This window comes from Flagellimonas sp. (assembly GCF_965233845.1).
Taxonomy (GTDB): domain Bacteria; phylum Bacteroidota; class Bacteroidia; order Flavobacteriales; family Flavobacteriaceae; genus Flagellimonas.
Genome location: NZ_OZ247584.1, coordinates 3,216,969 through 3,241,174 on the forward strand (window position 1 = coordinate 3,216,969; position 24,206 = coordinate 3,241,174).

Annotated in this window: 18 protein-coding genes and 1 tRNA gene; 12 read left to right on the forward strand and 7 right to left on the reverse strand. The window is 41.7% G+C overall.

Annotation, left to right across the window (positions count from 1 at the left end; all coding sequences use genetic code 11):
- Positions 1–299 precede the first annotated feature (299 nt).
- Positions 300–372, forward strand: a tRNA-Met gene (locus ACO6S0_RS14430).
- A gap of 58 nt (positions 373–430) precedes the next feature.
- On the opposite strand, the gene ACO6S0_RS14435 is transcribed toward ACO6S0_RS14430, so the two are convergent.
- Genes ACO6S0_RS14435 through ACO6S0_RS14460 form a run of 6 tightly spaced genes read right to left on the reverse strand, consistent with a single transcriptional unit; the run spans position 431 to position 6,602 of the window.
- Positions 431–943 (reverse strand): hypothetical protein, encoded by a 513-nt coding sequence (locus tag ACO6S0_RS14435; protein ID WP_422349028.1) that lies wholly within the window; start codon positions 941–943, stop codon positions 431–433.
- Positions 930–2,120, reverse strand: coding sequence for a hypothetical protein (locus ACO6S0_RS14440; RefSeq protein ID WP_422349029.1), 1,191 nt, complete (start codon positions 2,118–2,120; stop codon positions 930–932). Before ACO6S0_RS14440 ends, ACO6S0_RS14435 begins: the two co-directional genes overlap by 14 nt.
- Before the next feature lie 2 nt (positions 2,121–2,122).
- Positions 2,123–4,291 carry a type II secretion system protein GspD gene (locus tag ACO6S0_RS14445; protein ID WP_422349030.1) on the reverse strand — a complete coding sequence of 723 codons (2,169 nt, stop codon included), beginning with the start codon at positions 4,289–4,291 and terminating at the stop codon, positions 2,123–2,125.
- A 3-nt stretch (positions 4,292–4,294) separates the two neighbouring features.
- Positions 4,295–5,707: a GspE/PulE family protein gene (locus ACO6S0_RS14450; RefSeq protein WP_422349031.1), complete on the reverse strand. Its 1,413-nt coding sequence runs from the start codon at positions 5,705–5,707 to the stop codon at positions 4,295–4,297.
- Positions 5,707–6,165, reverse strand: coding sequence for a hypothetical protein (locus tag ACO6S0_RS14455; protein WP_422349032.1), 459 nt, complete (start codon positions 6,163–6,165; stop codon positions 5,707–5,709). Before ACO6S0_RS14455 ends, ACO6S0_RS14450 begins: the two co-directional genes overlap by 1 nt.
- 23 nt (positions 6,166–6,188) lie before the next feature.
- A complete protein-coding gene (locus ACO6S0_RS14460) occupies positions 6,189–6,602 on the reverse strand; it encodes a hypothetical protein (protein ID WP_422349033.1) in 414 nt (137 codons plus the stop codon).
- 297 nt (positions 6,603–6,899) lie between these two features.
- Here ACO6S0_RS14460 and ACO6S0_RS14465 point away from each other — a divergent pair, with 297 nt between their 5' ends.
- From ACO6S0_RS14465 to ACO6S0_RS14510, 10 genes are all read left to right on the forward strand, one after another.
- Positions 6,900–8,297: a fibronectin type III domain-containing protein gene (locus ACO6S0_RS14465; RefSeq protein ID WP_422349034.1), complete on the forward strand. Its 1,398-nt coding sequence runs from the start codon at positions 6,900–6,902 to the stop codon at positions 8,295–8,297.
- Positions 8,298–8,309: 12 nt separating this feature from the next.
- The gene (locus tag ACO6S0_RS14470) at positions 8,310–9,764 is read left to right on the forward strand and encodes a fibronectin type III domain-containing protein (protein ID WP_422349035.1); all 1,455 of its coding nucleotides are present in this window, start codon (positions 8,310–8,312) and stop codon (positions 9,762–9,764) included.
- Positions 9,765–9,875: 111 nt separating this feature from the next.
- Positions 9,876–11,063 carry a fibronectin type III domain-containing protein gene (locus tag ACO6S0_RS14475; RefSeq protein ID WP_422349036.1) on the forward strand — a complete coding sequence of 396 codons (1,188 nt, stop codon included), beginning with the start codon at positions 9,876–9,878 and terminating at the stop codon, positions 11,061–11,063.
- 35 nt (positions 11,064–11,098) lie between these two features.
- Positions 11,099–14,689 carry a hypothetical protein gene (locus ACO6S0_RS14480; protein ID WP_422349037.1) on the forward strand — a complete coding sequence of 1,197 codons (3,591 nt, stop codon included), beginning with the start codon at positions 11,099–11,101 and terminating at the stop codon, positions 14,687–14,689.
- Between the two features lie 92 nt (positions 14,690–14,781).
- Positions 14,782–20,289: a DUF6443 domain-containing protein gene (locus ACO6S0_RS14485; protein ID WP_422349038.1), complete on the forward strand. Its 5,508-nt coding sequence runs from the start codon at positions 14,782–14,784 to the stop codon at positions 20,287–20,289.
- 2 nt (positions 20,290–20,291) lie between these two features.
- The gene (locus tag ACO6S0_RS14490) at positions 20,292–20,765 is read left to right on the forward strand and encodes a hypothetical protein (RefSeq protein WP_422349039.1); all 474 of its coding nucleotides are present in this window, start codon (positions 20,292–20,294) and stop codon (positions 20,763–20,765) included.
- A gap of 414 nt (positions 20,766–21,179) precedes the next feature.
- On the forward strand, positions 21,180–21,437 hold the full coding sequence (locus tag ACO6S0_RS14495) for a hypothetical protein (RefSeq protein ID WP_422349040.1): 258 nt from the start codon (positions 21,180–21,182) through the stop codon (positions 21,435–21,437).
- 167 nt (positions 21,438–21,604) lie between these two features.
- Positions 21,605–22,162 (forward strand): REP-associated tyrosine transposase, encoded by a 558-nt coding sequence (locus ACO6S0_RS14500; protein WP_422349041.1) that lies wholly within the window; start codon positions 21,605–21,607, stop codon positions 22,160–22,162.
- Between the two features lie 162 nt (positions 22,163–22,324).
- On the forward strand, positions 22,325–22,540 hold the full coding sequence (locus tag ACO6S0_RS14505; RefSeq protein ID WP_422349042.1) for a hypothetical protein: 216 nt from the start codon (positions 22,325–22,327) through the stop codon (positions 22,538–22,540).
- Between the two features lie 202 nt (positions 22,541–22,742).
- Positions 22,743–23,177: a hypothetical protein gene (locus tag ACO6S0_RS14510; RefSeq protein ID WP_422349043.1), complete on the forward strand. Its 435-nt coding sequence runs from the start codon at positions 22,743–22,745 to the stop codon at positions 23,175–23,177.
- A 134-nt stretch (positions 23,178–23,311) separates the two neighbouring features.
- Here the strand turns inward: ACO6S0_RS14510 and ACO6S0_RS14515 are convergent, their stop codons facing one another.
- Positions 23,312–23,755 carry a hypothetical protein gene (locus tag ACO6S0_RS14515; protein ID WP_422349044.1) on the reverse strand — a complete coding sequence of 148 codons (444 nt, stop codon included), beginning with the start codon at positions 23,753–23,755 and terminating at the stop codon, positions 23,312–23,314.
- A 105-nt stretch (positions 23,756–23,860) separates the two neighbouring features.
- Between ACO6S0_RS14515 and ACO6S0_RS14520 the strand changes: the two genes are divergently transcribed.
- Positions 23,861–24,088: a helix-turn-helix domain-containing protein gene (locus ACO6S0_RS14520; protein WP_422349045.1), complete on the forward strand. Its 228-nt coding sequence runs from the start codon at positions 23,861–23,863 to the stop codon at positions 24,086–24,088.
- Positions 24,089–24,206: the final 118 nt, after the last annotated feature.

Here is a 24,206-nt window from a genome sequence, read left to right on the forward strand (position 1 = left end):
GACCATTTGATTTGAATTCACTACGTTTTTCAAATCAAGCTTGAAAACCACGCGCAAACCACAAAGAGATACCGTGCCAAGCCCGGTATTGGTTCGACCATTTGATTTGAATTCACTACGTTTTTCAAATCAAGGTCTCACTAAATTTGGAAATAAAGGAAAAACGGTTGTATATTTGCCGTCCACATCGCGGGATAGAGCAGTATCCTTCGACTGGGCTCAGGATAAAGTACCTACTTTACTTCTGGGAAAAGAACAACAGAATATTTAGGTTGTAAAAATCTAAACAAATTATATATCGCGGGATAGAGCAGTAGGTAGCTCGTCGGGCTCATAACCCGAAGGTCACAGGTTCGAGTCCTGTTCCCGCTACTAGAAAAAAGGCTTTCGAAAATTCGAAAGCCTTTTTGTTTGAATCTATTTTAAGAATTCATTTCACCGTTTCAAGATAAATAGTAGCCTTAAGGTAAGTTCTTTTACGCCTAATGTCCTTTTCCTTTGCTAAGTCAAGATGGGATACCCTTCCAAAACTTCCCTGTTTTTCCAACTCATACAACATTTTTAGAATTGCGTTGTATCCTCCTTCCAGGGTAAACATCTGAGTTTTTATTTGAGAGGTGTTCTTGGGGGCAGAATGGGGTGCGTCAAATGCCATAATTTTTATCCCAGCACTTTCACTTTGCGCGTTCAATACTCTTAAGAGATTGTTTTGCAATGAAGTATTGTCCAGGTGCAGACTACTAAGCTCCTGGTCCAAACGTTGCTCCTTAACGGACAGTTGCATGAGCTGTTGATTAATATTCACTTGCTTCTCCTTCTGACCCTTTATAGCTGCCAGCTCATCCTTGAGCTCAAACGTCTTTTTAACTGCTAGGAAATAACATACAGATGTCATCGCAAGAATACCACCAATCAAGTATTTGTTCTTTTTAGTCAGCTTCATCCAGATACACTTTTAGAGCAAACCGATCCCTTTGTTTTGATATGTACTCGTAGGAGTCGATTTCCACTTTTTCCACCCACAATTTACTTTCCAGTTCAGCTGTCCATTTCGTGAATTCCAGCTTGCTCTGTGCAACACCCGCAACAAGAATCACTTTCTCCTGTAGCTCAATAAGCTTCCCATCCCTAACAGGTTTTAATGTAGGTTGATAGGTTAGTTGGTCCAACAAAACTGAAGATGGTATTCCAATCGCAATACGATCCAAGTAGAACGAGGACTTGGAATTGACAGCGTTGGTAACCGTCTTAAGCTTTTCCTCTTTTAATGCCACGCGCTCTTGTAAGACGGTCAACAGATTGGTTTGGGGCTGCGTCGATGCATGGATTTCCATGTTTCGCAGTTCATCCTGATAGCTTGAATAGTATACAAAGTTGATCAGTAAAAGCCCTAGAAAAATACCCAGCGACCATCGCAATCCGAAGTGAAAGAAACGTCCATTTTGGTATAGATTGTAAAGGTAAGAATTGACTTTTTCAAGATTCCCCAAAATGGGCTTTCCACCTAAATATCCCAATATTTGTGCAAAAGATGTCAAACTCCTTGAAGATAATATCAACCCGCCCACCTTCACTTTCTCATCTGTCGTGTTGTGGGTCATCTCCAATTTCCCATCTTGTGACAATTTGTAGTTGGATCCAAGGATTTTGGCTGAATCCATGTGCCCTAAAATACATTGAACGGGTGTAGGCCCCAATGCAACTTGCGCGGGAACAATCCCATACGGGGCCAACTTTTCCAGCAGGGGGTCCAAATAGTCTTTTTTACTGATGGTCACTTGTTGCTCCCCATGCATGTCCATGGTTTGGAAATAGAAATTTTCCAGATCCAAATTGGGAAAAGCGTTCATAACCAACTGCTCCGGTCCAAGTTTGGATTCTTTACCCACACTCCTGATCAATACTTTGGAGGTGTTAACGGAAAGAAACAAAATGGTATGGCGGCGAACATATGAGGATGCGTTCTCCAAGGAGTCAAAGGTCTGCTCAAACTTCACATGGAGCTCATCCTTTTTTTTCTGGATGTGCAGGATTGCATACCAAATTTTGCCTTCGATTTCGAAAATCTCCAAACCTTGATAGCTGTTGCCTTCAACGATATGTTTTAACCAACTTTTCAAAATCAATAGATTACGGTAGGCTTGATCAAAATGGTCAATTTTTGTTTGGTGTCTTCACGCTTTCGCTTGCTAAAAAGCCATTTTACAACAGGGACCCTTGCCAATAGGGGAACCCCACTTCCGGAATCATTTTTAATTTTCTCCTCAAGTCCGCCCAAAATGGCCAAATCTTGGTTTTGCATCCTGATTATGGAACTGAATTCCCTGGAGGTCAATCCGGGAGGGGCGTCTTCCTCAATACGCTCCCCGCTAAAATCCGACTGGATCACATTGATGTCCAAGGTTACCTGTCCGTCCCCAGAAACCAAAGGTTTTATGCTTACCCCAAGCTCGGCATCAATTGGCGCATAATTCCGTACTTCGGAGGTTGTCGGTACCTGGGAGCCGAAAAAGTTCTGGTTGGTAATGACATAATAGGTGGTTTCCCCAATGGACAGATTCGCTCGATGTCCATTTAAAGTGGACAACTTAGGGGTAGATCTAATTTTGATGTTTCCATCCTCTTCCATGGCCTTGATGGTGGCAAAAAATTCCGGCACCACTTTACCGATATTGAATGATCCAAACCCGTCAAACCCGCCGATGACTTTGTTCACAGTTTTGGCACCTAGAGTCAAATCTGTATTGGGAAATAGATTCCCTTTGGTCTCCACGGGACCGTCCCCAATCCCCCAACTTATTCCCGTCTCCACCAAAGAGGATTTCCGGACTTCAATGATCATCACTTCAATGAGCACAACAGGTATGGGCTTATCTATTTCCTGAATGAATTTTTTAAATCTTTGAATGTTCGCCGAGGGTCCGCTGACCAAAAAACTGTTCAGTTCAAAATCTACTTTTATGTCCAGCTCGGCCTTTATTTCCTCTGGGAGAATGTTCACCAAAGCCTCGGTATTGCTTTGGTAGCTTTCAAATCCACTTCCCCTGGTATTTATGGACCGTTGATTGTCCAGATTTCGCTGACCATTGGGTCCAAACGAATTTTGACCGTTGGAGAAGTAGTTTACGTTGCCCGTATTGGTTCTGCCTGCCGTTCTATATCCCCCTGAATAGTTCGTAGGGTCGCTCATCAACTCCACGGAACGGTGCATCATCTGGATAATTTCCACCTTGCGTAGGCTCAGTTGGTCCGCTGTTCCAAAAAAATAAATGTTGTTTTCTTTTTTGAATGTGAAGTTATCCGTGACAGCCGTACTTTGATTAGCATTGTTATTATTGGGATTGTTCCTTCCCCTAGGCTGATTGGTTTGTGGAATGGGAGTCGGACGGCTCTTGGACTGCCCCTCAAAAATATGCGCCAAAAGGTCATCAAAATAGATGTTCCTGGCATTAAATGTGACAATTCCGGCATTCTCAAGAGGGGTAGCTGTGTACACATCAAGCTTTAAGTCAAAACTCAAGGATTCAATTATGTTGGCAATTGGGGCATTGGCGAAATCAACATTGAGAATCTTGTTGATGGTGTCCAAAACCTCATAATGCATGCCATTCCGACCACCTCTTCCCAAACGCATATTGTTGGGGCCTCCCTCACTGGCACTGAAGAGATAAAACCCATCCCGGGATTTGGAATGGCTCAGGTTATTGAGTTCAGCCAACTTTTCCATGGCCGTATCAAAGGGAACGTTATTGAGATAAACATTGATGGGATTGTTCTTAAGGCTGTTGGCATAGAGTAAATTCTCCCCGGAAGACTCCATGATTTTTCGGAAAACCTGCTCCAAAGGTATCTCGTTGATATCCAACGTAAGGCTATTGGCCCCTGGGTTCCATTGGACCAAAAAAGCCTTCTGGGTTTCCTTTGGCGGAGGAGGAAGGTACTTTTTGATGGCCAAGATACTTCCAGTGAAATCAATGGTCAAATTGTACTCCTTGCACATAAAAAGCAACAGATCGGAAATGGTGACATTGGAAAAGTTGTTGACGATTTTGATATTGGAAATATCGTTGGCGACACTAAGGTTCAGGTTGTGCACCTTGGAGACCGCAATGAGAAAATTGGGCAGGGTCACATTGCTCACGTTCACCTCCAACTTTAAGGTTTCGTTGAATGATGGGTTCTCTACCGCAAGCAGTTCCAGATGGTTGCTTATGTTTTGAAACCTGTCCGAATGTTGGGCAAAACCAAAACTGCCCAAAAGAAACAAAAAGAGAAAAACACTTTTTTTCATAGATCAATTACTTAGCAGGGAATACACTTCCTCTACAGAGGTTACCCCTTGCTTGACCAGCTCCAGGGCATTGCTTTTTAATGTTGAAATATTTTTTTCCTTCAAATAGTGCTCAATCTCCAGAACATTGTCCTTTATGGGTTTTGCCAATTCCTTTGAAATAGGTAAGATTTCATAGATGGCTTTTCTTCCCTCGTAACCGGTATGATGGCATGCATTACAACCCGGGGCCACGTAATGCGATTTCAAATCCGTAGGAATATCAAAATTGGAGGGAAAAATGTCCTTGTTCACAGGTTTCTCTTTTTTGCAGCTATTACAAAGTTTCCGAACCAAACGTTGCGCCACGCTCATGTTCAAGGTACTGGCAATCAGAAAGGCAGGTACGCCCATATCTATAAGTCTTGAAATAGTGGCCCATGCCGAGTTGGTATGGATCGTGGACAACACCAAATGTCCGGTCAAGGCTGCCCTAATGGCCATATTGGCCGTTTTCACATCCCGAATCTCCCCTACCATAATGATATCTGGGTCTTGTCTTAAAAAAGTTCTCAACGAACTGGCAAAGTCCAAACCAATGTTCTCCTTTAACTGTACCTGGTTGATTCCCTCCAAAGTATATTCAATAGGGTCTTCTATAGTTAGGATATTGCTCTTGCCCGTGTTCAATAGTTTCAAAGTGGCGTAAAGCGTGGTGGTTTTACCTGAACCTGTTGGGCCTGAGATCAAAACAATACCATTGGGCTTTTTTATGCCTTCCGTATAGCGAAGCAGCTCTTTCTCATTCATCCCCAAATCCTCCAGCTGCACTGCTGCGTTGTCTTTGGACAAAATTCGCAGCACCAACTTTTCACCATGCAAAGTAGGGAGGGATGAAACCCTGATATCAAACTCGCCATTATTGGCTTTCACGGTAATCCGCCCGTCCTGGGGCAATCTTTTTTCGGCTATGTCCAATTGTGCCCTGATCTTCACCTTGTTCACCATGGTGGGATAATCCTGGATGGGAATGCTATAATATTCCAAAAGTTTTCCGTCCAACCGAAATCTTACCCTGCACTGATTTTCATAGGGTTCAAAGTGGATGTCACTGCTCCCCAAGGATTTAGCCTCCAGAAGTATTTTCTCCAAAAAATCGGTTGTATAGGTAAGCTGTTCCGAATCCTTGGATTTGGCCTGCCGATAGTTGGTGGTGAGGTATTGCTGCAGTTCTTCACTATCACAGGCTTCCAAATGCACTTTGGAATCCAATACAATGTTGAGCTCAGCCAGTAACTCTTGAAGGGATTCACTATCGGTTTTAAGTTTAAGGCCATTTTCATCCTGGGCTACAGGAACCACCCTATAATGAAAAGCCTGTTCTGCCGAGATGCATTGTTGCAGTTGTGGTGATATGTGAAACTGTTTGTTTTTCATTAAATAAGATATAGGGATGGGAAATTTGGGAAAAAACCACAGAGTACCACCCCAATAAGATAAAGTGCCATCAACCCTGCCAAGGGCACGGAATCCGTCTTCTTGAAAATTCGCATAATGGTGAAAGCGATCAAGGAAAATCCAATCGCAGATACAAAAAGGATGATAAAGGTCAATGTGGGAAATCCCAATGCGAATGCATAGAAGAAAAGCATATCGCCAAGACCAAAACTAACGTCAAGAAATGCTTTCTTAAAAATGTATTTGGTGCACAACCAAAGAACCAGTAGGACGCAGCTAATAAGCAAAAGGTTGGAAAGGGCAAAGAACCAAAAAAACTCAAGACCAACATGCCAAATATGGAGACAGGCCAATAAGACCCCCAATATGGGAAGCAATACCCAGGTAACAGCCCTTTCCTTGAAATCCTGAAAGGCCACTACGGCAAACCCCGTCATTGTAAATAATTGTATTAGGAGCATCAGTCCTTGATGGTTTGTTTAGGGTTTCCGCTTTCGTCTATTTCCCAAACATTCATTATTCCATCACCATCAAAATCGGTAATGGCTTCTGCCCTGGCCTTGAAGGTTGCGTTGGATGCTTCCAAAACTTCATAGCGATAATTGGCGGTCCCGTTTTCTTCCACAGTCCTGGGTGCCACAAAATCCAGTTCTTCAATATCCAGGGTATACTTGCTATGCAGATACCTGTAGGTAGTCTGGGAGTTGTAAAGTGCCTTGAGCTGGGTCTGTGCCTCAATGCTCTTTGCCTTGGATATCAAGGGCATCAAATTGGGAAGTGCCAACAAGAGCAATATTCCGATAATAGCTAGTACAATAAGGGTTTCCTGTAGGTTTAGTGCCGGAATTTTCCTTTGCAGAATGCTTTTTGACATAAATAAGATAGTCTTGATTTGGTGATACCATTAACTGAAAAAGAAATTGATTATTATAATTATCTGTAAAAAATGTAAGTTTTTTCATTTTACATTGTAGTTCATCGAAAAAAGAAAATTATTATACTAATAATCAGAATAAAGCGATATAATTGCGGCGTAAATATTTTTCCCAAATAAAGTATTTACATATTAAATCAACCTACTAAGCATGCCCCAATTACTTGTTTTACGGACAATCGAGCTCCGTTTTTGTACCAACAACTTTTTCCTTTTACATCTTAATCCAGCATTAACATGAAACACCTACTAGCGTTTGGTGCATTTACTCTATTTACCCTTTTTATTTCTTACAGTCAAACTAACTTGCTGGACACTTCTACCTGGACATTGGGCAGCGATTACTTGTCGGACTTTCCCAGATATGGTTCAGCTGCAAAAAATGTACGCGAACTTGATTACGGACCACATTCGACAACCCAACTAGTTATTATCTGGAAAGGTTTAGCAGATGATACTTCAACCAATGATGGTGGTTGGCTAACCCCATATATGACCATTGACCCTTCAAAAGAATATCGCCTGACTGTATGGCTCAAAAAAATAAATTCCAATGATGGAAATACCTATTTTGGGTTCAATGCACTTGATGCCTCTGATAATTCAGCATCGCTAAATCTGGATGGTACAGCTAATAACAACCCTTATTTTGGGTCATCAAATGTATCGTTCCTGTCGTTTAATGAGTGGTATTTATTCGTGGCTTACGTAAACCCGCACACACATACCTCTACTACAATTGAAAGTGGAATATACAGCACCGATGGTACAAAGGTGGCCAGCTTAAGGGAATTCAAGTTTGCCCCAACAGCAACTAAAATTAGACACCGAGCTTTTTTAATAGATGATAACAACTTGGACGAATTACATTTTTACGAGCCAACTATTTATGAAGTAAATGGACAAGAACCAACGATAGCCGAGTTGTTAAATCCTTCAGTGGGAAACGACACCCAAGCCCCCTCCGTGCCAACAGGTTTACAGAGCACTGCCCAATCCCAAACTACGGTTGACCTTTCCTGGAATAGTTCAACTGACGATGTTGGAGTGACCAACTATCGAGTTTATAAAGACGGAGTTTTAGATGGCACTTCTGGTAATCTAACCTCTTATCAGGCCACTGGTCTAACCTCCGGAATCGCATACGACTTTACCGTATCTGCCTTGGATGCCGCCGAGAATGAGAGTTCCCAGAGTACGTCCATTTCCGTGACCATGGATACCACTTCCGGCGGAGGAGGAGGAAGTTCAGTTTGGTCTGAAACTGGATCTACAGCAAGCTACACTGGTGATGTGGTTATAGGAACAAGTGCGGTCCCTTCTGGGTACAAACTGGCCGTTGACGGCGATATTCGCACTAGGGAAATCCGTGTAGACCAGGACAATTGGCCCGATTACGTTTTCGATCAAGATTATGACTTACCAACATTGGAGGAAATCAAATCCTTTATTGAAGCGAATGGCCATTTGCCCAAAATACCATCAGCAGAAGAAGTAACCAAACATGGCACCGACCTAGGAAAAATGGACCGGCTGCTACTGGAAAAAATAGAGCAACTTACACTATACGTACTCGAGCAACAGAAAGAAATACAACACCTCAAAGTTCAGTTAAAAAATCAAAATAAAAATTAGGCTCTTACCAAAATGAAACACACATTATTCTTTGGGGCGTTAATCGCCTTATTATTCAACCCGATTAGTTTTTTCGCCCAAAATCTCATAGAAGCAGATTTATCACAATGGGTAAGTGGTCAATCGGGAGGCACTACCTCTTTCAATGAATTTGGAGGCCATAATGAAAGAATAACCGTCAATGGCCCTTTTGGAAACCAGGTCACTGTTTGGAGTGCAGAATCTACAGCTACCTCTTCAGGAAGCGGTCAAAGTGGAGGCTGGATACACTCAGGTTTAGATCTTAATACTTCAAAAACCTATAGAATTTCATATTGGATGAGATCAACAGGCTCTACTTCATGTCTAAATAATGCTGGAGTCTATTCAGTACCCCTTTCAGGGGGATCAAACGTAAGTCTCTTAAGAATTGAGTCAAACATGGCCGCCTTTACCTGGCCCACAATATACAATGCAGAACTGACCACAGATAAGTGGTTTTTGATAATTGGGTACATTTATGCGAAGGACGCAACGACGTACAATTTTACCAGTGGAGTCTATGACCCAGCAACCTTTGACAGCTCCTCTGGCAATCTACCCACTCCAGTAGCTACCACTTATAACTACAAATTCCCAAGTTCGCATGAGGAATTAGATGTCAGGCTTAGAAATGATCTATGGAACTGCCAAGTGGGTGAAATACAATATTCTTATTCACCTCGTATTGAGGAAGTAAATGGCAGTGAACCCACTATCCAAGATCTCCTCGGCAATAATAACCCATTGGATACCCAAGCCCCCTCCGTGCCAACAGGTTTACAGAGTACTGCCCAGTCCCAAACTACGGTTGACCTTTCCTGGAACAGTTCGACTGACGATGTTGGAGTGACCAATTATCGAGTTTATAAAGACGGAGTTTTAGATGGCAATTCTGGTAATCTAACTACTTATCAGGCCACTGGTCTAACCTCCGGAATCGCATACGACTTTACCGTATCCGCAATGGATGCCGCTGAGAACGAGAGTGCCCAGAGTACTTCCATTTCTGTGACCACGGAAAACGGGTCCAGTGGAGGGGGTAGCACGGTTTGGACAAAGAGCGGTTCAACGGCGAGTTATTCCGGTGAGGTCGCCATTGGAACCAGTACTGTTCCCAGTGGTTACCAACTGGCAGTTGACGGCGATATTCGCACTAGGGAAATCCGAGTAGACCAGGACAATTGGCCCGATTATGTTTTCGATGAAGATTATGACTTACCAACATTGGAGGAAATCAAATCCTTTATTGAAGCGAATGGCCATTTGCCCAACCTACCATCAGCAGAAGAAGTAACTCAAAATGGGACCGACCTAGGAAAAATGGACAGGCTGCTACTGGAAAAAATAGAGCAGTTGACCTTGTTTGCAATTCAACAAAATAGATTGCTTGAAAAGCAGCAAGAAGAGTTAAACCAGCTTAGGGCGGCACTTAAATCCAAACGATAATCTAAAAAAAACGGAAAGAAAATTAGAACAACCGTTCGCAATTAATTTCAAAGTATAGTTATAAACTAAAGTTAATCTATAGGAATAATATTTTATTAAACAACAAATACAATGAACAAATTAACCCAAATCCTTATTGTGGCAACTATGTGCTTCGGCAGTAGTTTTGCCCAAGAACTTCATACCGAAAGTAATGCCGGAAGCATTGCCAATGAATCCAACGCAATAACAGGATGGACTCCGCAAAACGAGAATGTAACCACAGTCTCCGTAGAGACCAGCGATGTTTACGAAGGATCTTACGCCTTACGTATCGAGACCATCGCAGAAGCAGCGAGTCGTGGGAAATACACTTTTGCCACAACAGCCAATACCCAGTACAAAATAGTTATACACGCCAAGTCATTGAGCTTGGATGGTGGTTTTTGGTCATGGGACGGTTTTAGTGATTTTGCCGGTGTGGATTTTTATGGAACAGGCTGGCACCGTTATGAGTTCAACGTGACAGCAAGTGGAACCTCGGCCACCTTGAAGGTATATGCAGGTGCCCCCTCGACTATTGGGGAGGCCGTATTGATTGACAATATCTCCATCCAGGAACTGGACAGTTCGCCTCCGACACAACCTGGTCAACCCACCCTTGTTTCCAAAACAAGTAATTCAGTATTTTTTAATTGGACAGCGGCCGATGACGACATAGGGGTCACCGGATATAAGGTATACCAAAACAACGTCGCTAAGGACACAATTTCCAATGTTCTGGACTATACGGCTGACGGACTGGCCCCGTCAACTCCATATCAGTTTCATGTGACCGCCTTGGATTATTATGGCAATGAGGGACCTGCAAGTCCTTTTTTGGACGTAACCACGGATCCTGCACCTGCTGGCGGCGGTAACGCGGAATGGACAAAAAATGGTACCACGGCTAGCTATTCAGATGAGGTTGCCATTGGCTCAAATTCGGTCCCTTCCGGATACAAATTGGCCGTGGATGGAAAGCTCATTACCGAGGAGGTTAGGGTTGAGTTCTCAGGGACTTGGCCGGACTATGTTTTTGAGGAGGGCTATGATCTTCCCACATTGGAAGAAATCCAAAAACATATAGATGAGCATGGCCATCTGCCCAATATCCCTTCTGCCAAAGAAGTACATGCCAATGGTATGGATGTAGGCCAAATGAACAAGCTCTTATTGGAGAAAATTGAGGAGATGATGATTTACATCATCGATCAAAACTCTAGGATTCAATCGCTAGAATCTAGACTAAATAATTCATCTAAGAAGTACTTCAAATAAAATCCATTTAAAACAGGCAAATACTAGATAATATTATGATGTATAAGCTAAAATTCACGGCTATTGTTTTTGCTATGGGCATTCTTTCAATTGTTGGACAGGAAGAACAATACAACAACATGAACGAATTGGCGAAAATGGTTCAGATACCAAATTCCCCAGAAGCTGAAGCCTTCACAAAATATGGCAATACTGCAGTATCATTATATACCGGAGTACCAAACGTTGGCTTGCCACTTTACACATACCAAGGGAGAGAATTGGATATTCCGCTCTCGTTAACCTATGACGCAAGTGGCGTCAAAGTTGAACAAATGGCTTCACAAATTGGTTTGGGATGGAATCTTCAGGTGGGCGGTAGAATCTCCCGAGTTGTCAATGGATTTCCAGATGATTACAATCACGCAAATCCTGCATATCATAGTTTTTTTAACGATAAGGATAACCTTGGAATTCAAACATCTATGTTGGCCTATATTAATGAAAATAGCATTTTCAATTCTGACCCAGCTGTAAGGGACTATTTTGATTTTATCAAAAAAGTAAGCACCAATGAATATGAAACTCAACCTGATTATTTTAGTCTTAATGTGCTTGGAATTGATGATTATATTGTAATTAATGTTTCTGACCTAGAAGCCAAAACTTTAAAAAATCCCAGAATAAGTGTTGAAATTTTAAAAACAACCGGTGGACCTCAACAACCAATCTCAATTACGGGGTGGATTGTAACTCACGAAGACGGGACCAAATTTCATTTTACACTGGCTGAAGAAACAATATTTCAAGGAGACGACTATATTACTGGTCCAGATCAACCATATGGCTGGGCTCGGCATTACAATTCATCATGGTTATTGACCAAAATTGAATCTGCCAACAAAAAAGATATTTATGACTTCAATTATGTTGACTTGGGATCTTGGGCTGGAGACAACATTGCAGCGCCTGTTCAACATATGACAAATAATGCAGATGATTCAACACCTGGACCAAATTTTTATCCCAATAACTATGGTAATTCGGCTACTTATCTTTCCACATATCATATAGACCAGCTTTTTCTATCTGAGATATGGCATAATTCAAAAAAGATAGTATCCATGAATCTCGGTCCAAGACCTGATGCCGATCCTGACTCTGCAATAGAAAGAATTAATGTTCATCTACCTGATGTAACTGAAACAGTTCTTAAATATTTTGATTTTTTTCATTCGAGTTTCGGGGATCCAAATGATACTTTTCAGTTTGATAAACGCTTGAAACTAGATTCGTTAAAGATATATTCTTCCAACAACAACCAATATCAGCACTATGGCTTCGAATATGAAAGTTCCGATTTGGTTCCTTCAAGGGCATCAGTTGATCAAGACTATTTGGGTCTTTATAACAAAGCAAACAATCCTGGGCAAATACTATATCCAAAAATAAAAATTGGAGAGGACACTTATGATGGCGCAAATAGAAACCCAGATATTAATTATGCCAAAATTGGCAACTTAAAGAAATTGATATATCCTACGGGCGGGTACACTGAGTTTGAGTACGAATTGCATGCAACTCCGTATGAAGCTGAAGATTTGCAAAATGAGACCATGGTGGAAGTTGATTTTGCTGGATTCCAATTACTGGGCGGAGTACAACAAGCTGATTTTTATGTCCCAAACCTGGCCGATTGTTCCGGGATTTGGTGCCAAGACCAATACATAGATCCCCCAAATGTTTCTCAAAACTTATTTCATATAACTGAGGATGGTTTGTATGATATCCTGTACCAAAGCACAGGAGGAACAACACAATTCCCCAAGTATGGCTATTTGTACTATCATGGTCAAGGGACATGTTCTGCATTTAGCACCGTGGATTTGGATCAATTAATTGATTTATCCAATGGACAAGCGCTTAATCCCGACAACATGGTTCTTTCTGCGAATGGAAGTTACCAAGGAACAGTATTTCTTAAGGCAGGGTGCTATCAAGTCTCCATGATCAATGGAACTCATGGGAATACTAGTACATTTAGCGTTTTTGGTGAGGTTATTCAAGGTGGAAGCACGCAAGTTGGTACAGGTCAAGAAGCAAGGGCAGGATTACGGATTAAATCTATAAAAGATTTCAGCGAAAATGGAAAGTTGGCAATTCACAAAGAGTACCAATATACAACCGAACTTGATGGAAATACCTCTTCAGGCCGAATAATTCATAGACCTTACCTCTCCTACATCACAAATCAGCAAGTATTCATGCAACCCAGTCAGAATAATGGCAATTCTGGTGTGTACAATCTCAAATTGTTAAATCGGATTGGCCATTCTTCGGGAGGTAGTAGACCCCATATTGCCTATGGAAAGGTATTCGAGATTTTTAAATCCAACACTATAGATCCGAATATATCTGAAACTAACCAACGAAATGGTTATAACGAATATACCTTTTACAATGAAGGGAACGGCCCAGAATCTGGTTCCGGAATCTACACAACTGGACTACCTCCCTTTGGCACCTATTTTATTCAAAACTATGAAGTCGGCAAAGAGAAAGATATTGTTGCCAAAACCACGAATGGCACCAGTGTCACAGCGAATCGATTTGTTTATGAGGACCATTTGTATTATTTGAACAAAGGAATTTTTCTGGAGAATGAATCAGGAAACACCTTTAAATATGTCAAAGTGGTCCCAACCACAGGTGGTTTCACCTATCAATTTGAGGATGCCGTTTTCACATGTCTTGCAGGAAATCCCGCACCTGGACAGGGTGCTGGTGATTGCTGGAACCAACTGGTTGCCCAGCCATGCTTAGACCAGGATTGTATCAATGACATTAGTTTGGCACGAAATGTTATGAGAATTACAACCGCAGGTGGCAGGGTTGGTAATACAATTCAAACTACCAATCAGGTTTACAATAGCAATACTCCAGTAACAACGGTGACGAGTATGGAGTATGATCAGAATGTTAGCTGGCAGCTCAGAAAGTCAACGCTTACCGGGAGCGATGGTGAGACCAGCTCTGTTCAGTACTATTACCCCCAAGATGATCCCACAACCTACGCCTCCCATATCGCAAAAAATCGATTAACAGATATTGTAAAAATGGAAACCTTAGAAAATAGCAATGTGGTTTTTACACGCGAAAATGAGTATTTCAATAATACAGATGTTTTGGCTCCTTCAAAAATCCGTACAAAAAAGGGTTCTCAAGCATTCGACGATAGGGCTAATATCCAATATTACACCAATGGTAACGTACAAGAAACTTATGCCCAGGACGGAAGTCACACGGTCTACCTTTGGGGCTATGACAATAAATATTTGGTAGCCAAAATTGACAATGCTACGTATACTCAAATTGAGAGTTTACCAAATTTTGGTTCTAATTTCACACTTGGTTCCGGCGGGCTCAGCGTTGCGCAGGAAAGTACGCTTCGCACCCATAGTTCTTTGGAACAAGCAATGGTTACCACCTATACGTATAAACCAATGATTGGCTTGGATACTGTAACTGACCCCAGAGGTTACGTTATGAGGTATGTGTATGACGAGTTCAACAGACTGAAAGAAGTAAGGGATGAGCAAGACAATATTGTTTCTGACTATCTATATAACTATAAAACCCAACAATAAAAATTGGTATGGACAGATTGAAAAATTCAGTGGATGTACCTAGACTTTTATCCAGGGTAAAAATCAAACACAAGACCCCCAAATCGAAACCAATGAATAAATATACCTACAGCATGATCTCCAGTTGTAAATTAGCGAGCACTTTACTTATACTATTCTTTGGAATAACTACGTATGCCCAAGTAACCCTGCAAGTTCCAGCGTCCGCCGTCGTTGGTGACAGTATTACTGTAAGCCTTTCGAGCTCTGCGGGCACCGATACCCAATGGTGGCTGGAGGGGAGTGCGCAGGCAACAATCTTTGGCAGCAATAATAATGCACTAAGGTTGATCATGACCAGCAGCGGAACCTTGGTGGTCCGTGCACGCATATTGGACGATACAACAGTGATATATGATCTGACAGAAAGTTTCCCGGTATCCGGAGGAGTGCCAAACGACCCAGGTAATCCCACAGTCCTTTCCAATAACTGTGGCGCACCCGTGCTGCAGCGTACCGGATTTACAACTGAAACCGGGGACACCTGGTACTGGCAGGGAACCGACGATAACGGATTTCATACCAACATGGGAAGCGGCTCCACATATACCGCTTCAGGTAGTGGAACCTATTATATCCGGGCGCGGAGCACCACTGGGGAATGGAGCCCCGGATTGGGAAGTGTAACAGTTACAGCGAATGACCTGGACCCAGGTTCAATTACTATCACTGGTACACAGATCATTTGTTATGGGACGGATTCACCGTTAATATCCAGTAGCGAAGATGCAAGCCACGGGACTACCTATGACTATCAATGGCAGGTATCCACCAATAACAGTACATGGACCAATGTCACGGGCGAGACCAATGAAGATTTTGACCCCTCCGCAAACCTAACCTCAGACCGCTGGTACAGACGTGGAGTTACCTCCTGTGGTGATACCCAAACAGTATATACAACACCTATAAAAGTTACGGTTATGGACCCCTTGAACGCAGGTACCTTAAATACGGTGGCCAAAATTTGTTTTAATGGCGATCCGCCAAACCTTACCAGCGACTTAGGCCCCAGTAATGGTTCTGTATATTCCTATCGATGGGAAAGCTCTGTGGATGACACCAATTGGAACCCTATTACTGGGGAGACATTGTCCACTTATGACCCCCCGGCGGGGTTAACAACTCCAACATACTACCGAAAGGTGGTTATGTCCTGCGGACAGACCGATGAGACACCCAGCATCTTGGTAGATGTTTACGACCCCCTTACCGCTGGATCTATCCAAGGAGAACAGGTGCTTTGCTATGGTGCCAATCCCGGGCCCATTACCAACTTGACCTTACCTGCTGGAGGAAAGAACGACTATGAATATGTATGGGAATCCTCCCCTAGCGGAGCCGACGGTACCTGGACCCCAATCACGGGAGAGGATCTTGCAAACTATATCCCGGACCCCAATGCCACTGCTACCACTTATTACCGTAGGGGTGTCAAATCATGCAATTATACCTTGTTTGCAGAGGTACCCGTAAAAATTGAGGTACTATCACAATTGCAGGCCCCTACCGGCACCATGTCCGTTGACATATGCTCGGGAGCATCAGCTTCACTAGTTCTAGTGCCCGATTCCAATGCTAATTCCATTCGCTGGTATGCTGCTTCTACCGGAGGTCCCCCCCTTTTGGTCGGTACCATTTTCGAAACAGATTCCTTGACATCTGGTGCCAGTTATTATGCAGCCAGTTACGATACAAGCACCCAATGTGAGTCTGCATCTAGAACCCGTGTTGATGTCAATATAGTCAGTTCCACCACTTATTATCAAGATGTTGATAATGATGGGCTTGGAGACCCTGGCAGTTCATTGACCCAGTGTGAACAACCTCCTGGCTACGTGCTGGATGCCACTGATGCTTGTCCGTTGGTCTACGACCCCACCAATGCATGCACCATACAACCACCTAGTGCCAATGCGCAAGACCATAATTATCTCTATACCAGAACTTATCAGCAAAGTGCAAGCGAGATGGGTATTACAACCAACGATTCAATACCATTTTTCACCGAAAACGACGCTTTGTTGCAGGAAATTGCATTCTTTGATGGCTTGGGAAGACCTACGCAGCATGTTGGTATAGATCAGACTCCGAACAAAGGGGACATTGTTTCTCATGTAGACTATGACAATTATGGGAGACAGGCTAAGGAATACTTGCCCTATTCAGCGGACGGTACCATTGGCCAATTCAATATAGATCCATTAGCTGGAATTTCCCAGTTGTACAATACTACCAAGTACGAAAATACCACAAACCCTTATTCAGAAAAGGACTTTGAACCCTCCCCTACCAACAGGGTGTTAAAACAGGCCGCTCCTGGAAATGATTGGGCCTTGGGACAGGGTCATGAAATAGGTTTTACATATGGGTACAACAGCTTAACTGATAACGTAAGGCATTTTGAAGTTCAAATAACCGTTTCTGGCAATATGTACCAAGCTAGTTTAATTGAAAATAGCAATAACTCATACTACGGCGACAAACAACTTCATAAGCATATCGTTTATGATGAAAACCACACTGGCGGCAAGAATAACTCCTCAGAGGAATTCACCGATAAACAAGGTAGGGTAGTTCTAAAACGTACCTATGCCGATTTTGAAGGTCAAACGGAAGTACCCCATGACACTTATTACGTGTACGACGAATATGGTAATTTAACCTTTGTGCTTCCCCCGCAAATGGGTGCCAGCTTAGCTACAATCTCCAACATTAACAGTGCAATGGCAGAGTTAGGGTATCAGTATACATATGATCAACGAAATCGCTTGGTGGAAAAACAATTGCCGGGCAAGGCTAGGGAATATCTTATATATAATTCTTTAGATCTTCCTATTATGACCCAGGATAGTGTTCAAAGGGTTACCGGGGAATGGTTATTTACTAAATACGACGCCTTTGGCCGAGTTGCTTACACCGGGAAGGCAGTGGAGATGGATGGCGCCAACCCAAGATCAAGGGTGGATGTTCAGGCCAATGCAAACAACGAAAGTGACCTTTGGGAAACACGGGGAAGTGGATTTACCATGACTAACATGACGGTGGAATACAGCAACAATACGTACCCAAACACTTCAGTAAGCGAGTTGTTGACCATCAACTATTATGATGATCATACCTTTGATACCGAGGATGAACCGACACCTCCGAACACCGTGTTTTCACATGCCGTGGACAACCGAACCAAAGGTCTGCCCACTGGTACCAAAGTAAGGGTTTTAGACCCTATGGCCCCAATGGCACAACAAACATGGATTACCACTATTACCCGCTACGATGCCAAGGGACGTGCCGTATATAATTACAGCGAGAATGATTATCTGCAAACAGTGGATCTAGTGACCACACAGTTGGATTTTGTGGGGAAACCTAAAAAAGTGCGAAGCCAGCACACCCGTAACAATAACACTGTGGTAACCATTGATAACTTTACCTACGACCATAGTGGCCGCTTGCTAAAACAGACCCAATGCATTGGCGATGAAACACTTGGAGAAAGCTGTGGAAACATCATATATGATAATGTTTTGGTATTGGACCAGCCTACTTATACCACCAACCAAACCGCAACGGACAGGATTGAGGTAAAGGCCACCAACAATCCCGTGACTTTAAGTGGCACTTTGACATTGCAAGTAGATCCCACAGCAAACAGTGGCGGTGGGGGAAGTGCAAACGAAGAACTTATCGTATACAACGATTACGACGAGCTGGGCCAATTAACTGGCAAAAAAATAGGCGGCACTGCCGGAAGCGACTATACCGGAACATCTACAGCGTTGCAGACTGTTGATTACACCTATAACGTAAGAGGTTGGCTCAAAAGCATAAACGAAGATGCCAATGTGGATGGAGACCTTTTTGATTTTAGCATCAATTACAATACGGTGGCACACGCCGGTTCACCACTCTACAATGGCAACATTTCGGAGACACAATGGAAAACCGCGAACGACAATGTGCAGAGGTGGTACCATTACGGTTACGATGCCCTTAACCGAATAACAGGTGCAACCAGCTATAACGGGGATTATGATGTTTCCAATATTACATATGACCTAAACGGGAATATCCAGTCCTTGCAAAGACAGGGCAATACCGGCCTTATTGACAACCTCACCTACGCCTACCACAATACGGATACCAGTAACCGTTTGCTAAGTGTGGCGGATTCCAGTGGGAGTACAGAAGGATTTTTGGATGGTGCTACCGGTACCATAGAATATACGTACGATGCCAATGGGAACCTAAAGACGGATACCAACAAGGGTATTACCGCTATTGGATACAATCATTTGAATCTACCTACAAGCATTGCGATAAATTCTGGTACAATTACCTATATTTACGACGCAACAGGTATCAAACAAAAGAAATTGGCAAGTTTGGGAGGTAATACCACAGTAACTGAATATGCCGGAAACTATATTTATTCTGGTAATGGTAATACCACTCAGCTAGAGTTCCTTAGTCACGCAGAGGGATATATCACCCCAAGCGGGGTACAGGGATCATACGACTATGTATACCAATACAAAGACCATTTGGGCAACATAAGGCTGTCTTTTGTGGACAATAATGGTACCACGGAAATTGTAGAGGAAAACAACTACTACCCCTTTGGCCTTAAGCACAAAGGGTACAACGAAGCGGTTTCTGAATTGGGCAACGATGTAGCTCAGCGGTGGAAGTTTGGTGATGAAGAATTTGAGGAAGATCTGGATAAAAACACGGTTGCATATCAGTGGAGGGATTATGATCCTGCTATTGGAAGGTTCAATAAGATTGATAGGTTTGCCGAAGACTATGTCGGAATTAGCCCTTATGGCTTTACTGCTAATAATCCTATTCAATTTAGGGAGATTGCTGGTGATAGTATTTTAGTAACTGTAAGAACAAGAGGTGCCAACAATCAAGTAGTCGAACAAAACTTATATTGGGATCAAGATCAAAATGGAAACTATGCGTTCATAGATACAAGTTCAGGTAATACCTATCAAGGTAGCGACCAATTTGTGTCGGACTTGACAGCAGGATTAAATGATTTAATGAATGGAGGGCAAGTTGGTCATGATTTAGTTTCGCAGTTAGCTGGGGATCAAAACAAGAGTGTTGAAATATTGAAATCTGGAGGGAACAATGCGGATGATAATGGAACCTATGTTAAATGGAATCCAAACAATACAAATGGTCCTCCAGATGGAGGCAATAATCAAAGACCAGCATTTATTGGTTTGGGACATGAATTAGCTCATATTCAAGACGTTTGGAATGGAGGGGCTGATCAAAACACGTGGTTTACGGTTCCTGGAGCCAACGGAGCGGTTCAATCAGTACCTAATGCCGAGATTTATTCGACACATGTGGAAAATCAATTAAGAGCTGAGAACAATCTACCATTGAGAACAAGCTATGCAGCTGATCCAAATGGCAATCCTTCAGGTCCAAGTTTGCTTTTTCCCAATTCTAGACAGAGTAGGTATTACAACTCAAATGGAAATACCAACCAAAATTATAGACCAATTAGAAGACGAAGACAAACACCATTTACATATTGATTATGAAACAAGTATTTTTATTATTAATTGCTGTCCTTGTTAGCAATTGTGGAGCTGGAAAAAGAGTTTCAACTGTTAACGAGGTTTTTGAAACGCTCAGAAGATCAGCAAATAAATCTAAATGTGGAATCTATCCCGAATCATTTTATAGTAACAGGAAGGGTTTATACCCTGAAATGGATTTTTTAAATATCAATCAAGATACTATCTATGTATTGCAAGAATATGATATTGAAACCGGTGAACATAAAGAAAGTATTTGGAATAAAGTTTCCAAACTGGAATATACAAGTTTCAAAGGCAGTACAAAGAAATCCCTAACACCTCTGTTCGAGTCAAAATACTACAAGGCTTTGAACAATTGGAACAAGAACGGTCTTGATGATACATCTGAGGATTTTGGTACTAATGATATCATTGCTTACAGAATAGCCATTTTCCAAAACGAGGCTAAGATTGATTGTATGGTTTTTTAAAATCCCAGATACTCCCAGTGCTTCGGGTTATGGTTCAAAGGGATTGATATTCGGGGATAAGTTGAGGCAATACAGACATTATCAAAAATTGAAAAAGTTAGGGTTGTCCCTCCCTCTTTATTATATATATCATAAACCCTCAAACCAGTTATATAGATATACTCCAACAAAAGGGGATATCCCTATAAAAAAAATTAATAAGAGTAGTGATTTTTATAAAGGAAAATATAAATGATGTTTTACGTTAGATTTTTAATAGTGATTTCTTTTTTGATCGTAGTAAGTTGTGGTTTGGACAATAAGAGTCTGATAAACCCGAAACTTCAAAATGCAATCGAATCGTATATAAAGAAGTGCGAAATTCAATCTAATAATGATTCGACTTTTGAGGAAACGGATATTTATATGGTGTATATGGACAATTCAAAAGATGAAGGGATTGAAATACAATTGTTTCAAAACACTTATTACCTAAAAGAGAACCTTGATGGATATATTAAACTAGGTGACAACAAAGTTTTCTTTTATAATTCAGACAAAACTCTGATTGATATAAGCAAACTAACCAAGAATGGATTAGAAGGTATCCCAGATGAAGACTCAGAATATGCAGAACAGATTTTTGATCCAAAAGTAGAAAGGCTACATTACAAGAATGGTATTCTAGAATAGATATATCCCTAGCTACTCCCGCTACCGCTAGATTGCATCTAGTGGTCATATAAAAAGAGTAATCAATTTAAAGGCCAGTTTCTAAAGAAACTGGCTTTTGTCCATTCAAAACGGCCATCCATCAATTCAGCCCTGTTGCGGAGACATGAAAAACCTACCTTCTGCACATGAGCAGAAATTACAAGTTCCACAACCCAAACGGTGCCTATTTTGTGTCCTTTGCCACCGTGTTTTGGATAGATGTGTTTACCAGACAGGCCTATTTCAAGATTTTGGCAGATAGTGCTGACTTTTGCAGGAAAGAAAAAGGAATGGAGCTGTTTGCATACTGTTTTATGCCCAATCATGTACATTTCATTTTCCGATCGGACAATGGTGACCCTTCAGGATTGATTAGGGATTTCAAACGACATACTTCAAGGAAACTGATCCAAGCTATTGAGTCCAACCCTCAAGAAAGCAAGAAGGAATGGCTCTTGCAAATGTTTGAAAAGGCCGGAAAGGATAAGGGCAATATAACGGGATACCAGTTTTGGCAGCACCATAACAAGCCAATAGAGCTATGGAGTCCCAAGGTCATTAAACAAAAACTGGACTACATCCACCAAAATCCTGTTCAAAGTGGGTTTGTGACAAGGCCGGAGGACTGGAAATATAGCAGTGCCAAGAATTTTGGTGGAAACCACTCTATCCTAGAGATTGATGAAATAGGGTTTTTAGCTTAAGTTTGATTGTGAAATAATGGAGGGTGAAGATTGCCACAAGATGCAATCTTGCGGTAGCGAGAGGATGGAGTAATTGATTTAGGAAAAAACAATAGTGCTGGTTGGTACGATTTTGTTATCACGGATAGAGGCGAGTTAAGGTTAGGGAATGGCCATCATAAATTGGCAAATGACGGCACTGACGATTTAATTGGAGCAGGGGAAGCCTTTTTTATAAGAGTAACAATTGAAGGATTTTCTTTTGGGATGGGATCTATGGTAAGACAAGTTGGAGGAGATAGAGTTGCGGAAGAGGTAACGAATACGGTCTTAAGCAGAACGGGAGAAGGAGTACAAAAAGCAGTGACCGATGAAAACAAGAAAAAACAAGGAAAATAAATAAACTTTATAATGAGCTACTTTTGGTTAGTATTTGGGTTAGTTGGGTGTATAATAGGAGTACTAATTCACCCAATGGCCAATAAGAGAATTAGGAATGATGAGGTAAATCATCTTACGGTGAAAGGATATGTTTTATCATATGTCTTAGTAATCAGTGGTATAGTTCTTATTGTAAGAGAGTTGATTAAAGTTTTTTGAAATGAAAAAGATACAACTTTTACTTCCTTTGCTACTGTTTGTTTCCATTAAAAGTTACAGTCAGTGTGACGGACTTGAGATGGGTACGTTCATTTCAATTGATAGCATTGCTGGAACTACGACTATTCAACGTTTGGGTAATGTCCAATTGGAAGTAAACGAAAAACTAGGAGTTAAAGCAATTCAAAAATTGAATTGGATCTCACAATGCAATTACTCTATCACAAATATGCGCATGTTGAGTAACAAAGGTGTTATTGGTAATCCAACTGGAAACTTTCATGTTAAGGTTGAACAGATAAACGATAGTGTTTTTAATCAAACCGTTACGATAGAAAGTCATGACTTTGTTCACACCAGTATTATTAAAAAAGTAAGTGATGAAGTTTCAGAAGGATTTAAGGAGTTATTGAAAGAGCATTATCCTAACCGATAATCTCCCCGCTACCGATAGTTCACATGGACAAGCTCAGTGCAGGTCCAACTAGTGGTCTTGAAAACCAACAACAGCAGTTCAATTTGGGCTGCTGTTTTTTTACCCGCCCAACCCCTCTACCCCTTTTTAGCTGGTTAAGTGGACGAGCTGTTCATTTTAACCTTGTTTTCCACAGGCTTTAATCCAGAATATACATGCTGTACCCTGAGTCCTGTATGGGCTTCGGGCCCATCAATCGTAAACTGTAGGGTGAGCTTTTCTGTATTTATCTCCAAAACACCTTGGCTTAGGGGTTCGGGTAAATCTGTTACCTCGTTTATATAATATTCGGTAGTAGGAGGAGGCACAAACCGAAACCAAAATTGAAACACCAAATCATCTTTTACGCTCATTTTGGCCGTGGGTTTGTTTGGCGTCTTGTAGATGACCAAACGGCTGTTGGGACGAATAATGGAGTGCAAAGCACAGGGGTTGTTCAACAAGCGTATTTCGGTGTATTCAAATTGAAGTTTGAGGCTTTTCTTCGAACTATGCTCCAAAAACTGTTTAATGGTTTGCAGAATATCCAATTGTGGCATAAGGAAGGTTTTAGTTAAGAATAAGATTGGGTTGGGATAGTCAAATTTAATAAAAACAACCGTTCAGTTGTTATACAGTTGCAAATTTGACCTCAACTTGTCTAAATGAAATATCCGGAAAAGGAAGAATTACTTAGAAATTTAGCCTTACGCGTAAAAGAATTACGTAAAATCAAGGACGTTACGCAAGAAGAAGCGCTCCATGACACCGGAATCCAGTTTTCCAGAATAGAACAGGGCAAACGGGACGTTCAGCTTTCCACCATACTAAAGCTTTGCCACTATTTTGAGATTTCCATGGCGGAGTTTTTTGACAATACTTTTGAAAAGTAATGTTAAGTTTTAAATGTTGAATGTTATAAGTCCTCATTCATAAGTTATATCCGAGTTCTGACAACTGATTTCTGATACCTACAGAGCAAAGACTCAAGACTAAAAATCCAACAATCCA

Coding starts and splice junctions, on each gene's coding strand:
- ACO6S0_RS14435 (WP_422349028.1), bottom strand. CDS start 943: ATGAAGCTGACTAAAAAGAACAAATACTTGATTGGTGGTATTCTTGCG.
- ACO6S0_RS14445 (WP_422349030.1), bottom strand. CDS start 4,291: ATGAAAAAAAGTGTTTTTCTCTTTTTGTTTCTTTTGGGCAGTTTTGGT.
- ACO6S0_RS14450 (WP_422349031.1), bottom strand. CDS start 5,707: ATGAAAAACAAACAGTTTCACATATCACCACAACTGCAACAATGCATC.
- ACO6S0_RS14455 (WP_422349032.1), bottom strand. CDS start 6,165: ATGACGGGGTTTGCCGTAGTGGCCTTTCAGGATTTCAAGGAAAGGGCT.
- ACO6S0_RS14460 (WP_422349033.1), bottom strand. CDS start 6,602: ATGTCAAAAAGCATTCTGCAAAGGAAAATTCCGGCACTAAACCTACAG.
- ACO6S0_RS14465 (WP_422349034.1), top strand. CDS start 6,900: ATGAAACACCTACTAGCGTTTGGTGCATTTACTCTATTTACCCTTTTT.
- ACO6S0_RS14470 (WP_422349035.1), top strand. CDS start 8,310: ATGAAACACACATTATTCTTTGGGGCGTTAATCGCCTTATTATTCAAC.
- ACO6S0_RS14475 (WP_422349036.1), top strand. CDS start 9,876: ATGAACAAATTAACCCAAATCCTTATTGTGGCAACTATGTGCTTCGGC.
- ACO6S0_RS14480 (WP_422349037.1), top strand. CDS start 11,099: ATGATGTATAAGCTAAAATTCACGGCTATTGTTTTTGCTATGGGCATT.
- ACO6S0_RS14485 (WP_422349038.1), top strand. CDS start 14,782: ATGAATAAATATACCTACAGCATGATCTCCAGTTGTAAATTAGCGAGC.
- ACO6S0_RS14490 (WP_422349039.1), top strand. CDS start 20,292: ATGAAACAAGTATTTTTATTATTAATTGCTGTCCTTGTTAGCAATTGT.
- ACO6S0_RS14495 (WP_422349040.1), top strand. CDS start 21,180: ATGGACAATTCAAAAGATGAAGGGATTGAAATACAATTGTTTCAAAAC.
- ACO6S0_RS14500 (WP_422349041.1), top strand. CDS start 21,605: ATGAGCAGAAATTACAAGTTCCACAACCCAAACGGTGCCTATTTTGTG.
- ACO6S0_RS14510 (WP_422349043.1), top strand. CDS start 22,743: ATGAAAAAGATACAACTTTTACTTCCTTTGCTACTGTTTGTTTCCATT.
- ACO6S0_RS14515 (WP_422349044.1), bottom strand. CDS start 23,755: ATGCCACAATTGGATATTCTGCAAACCATTAAACAGTTTTTGGAGCAT.
- ACO6S0_RS14520 (WP_422349045.1), top strand. CDS start 23,861: ATGAAATATCCGGAAAAGGAAGAATTACTTAGAAATTTAGCCTTACGC.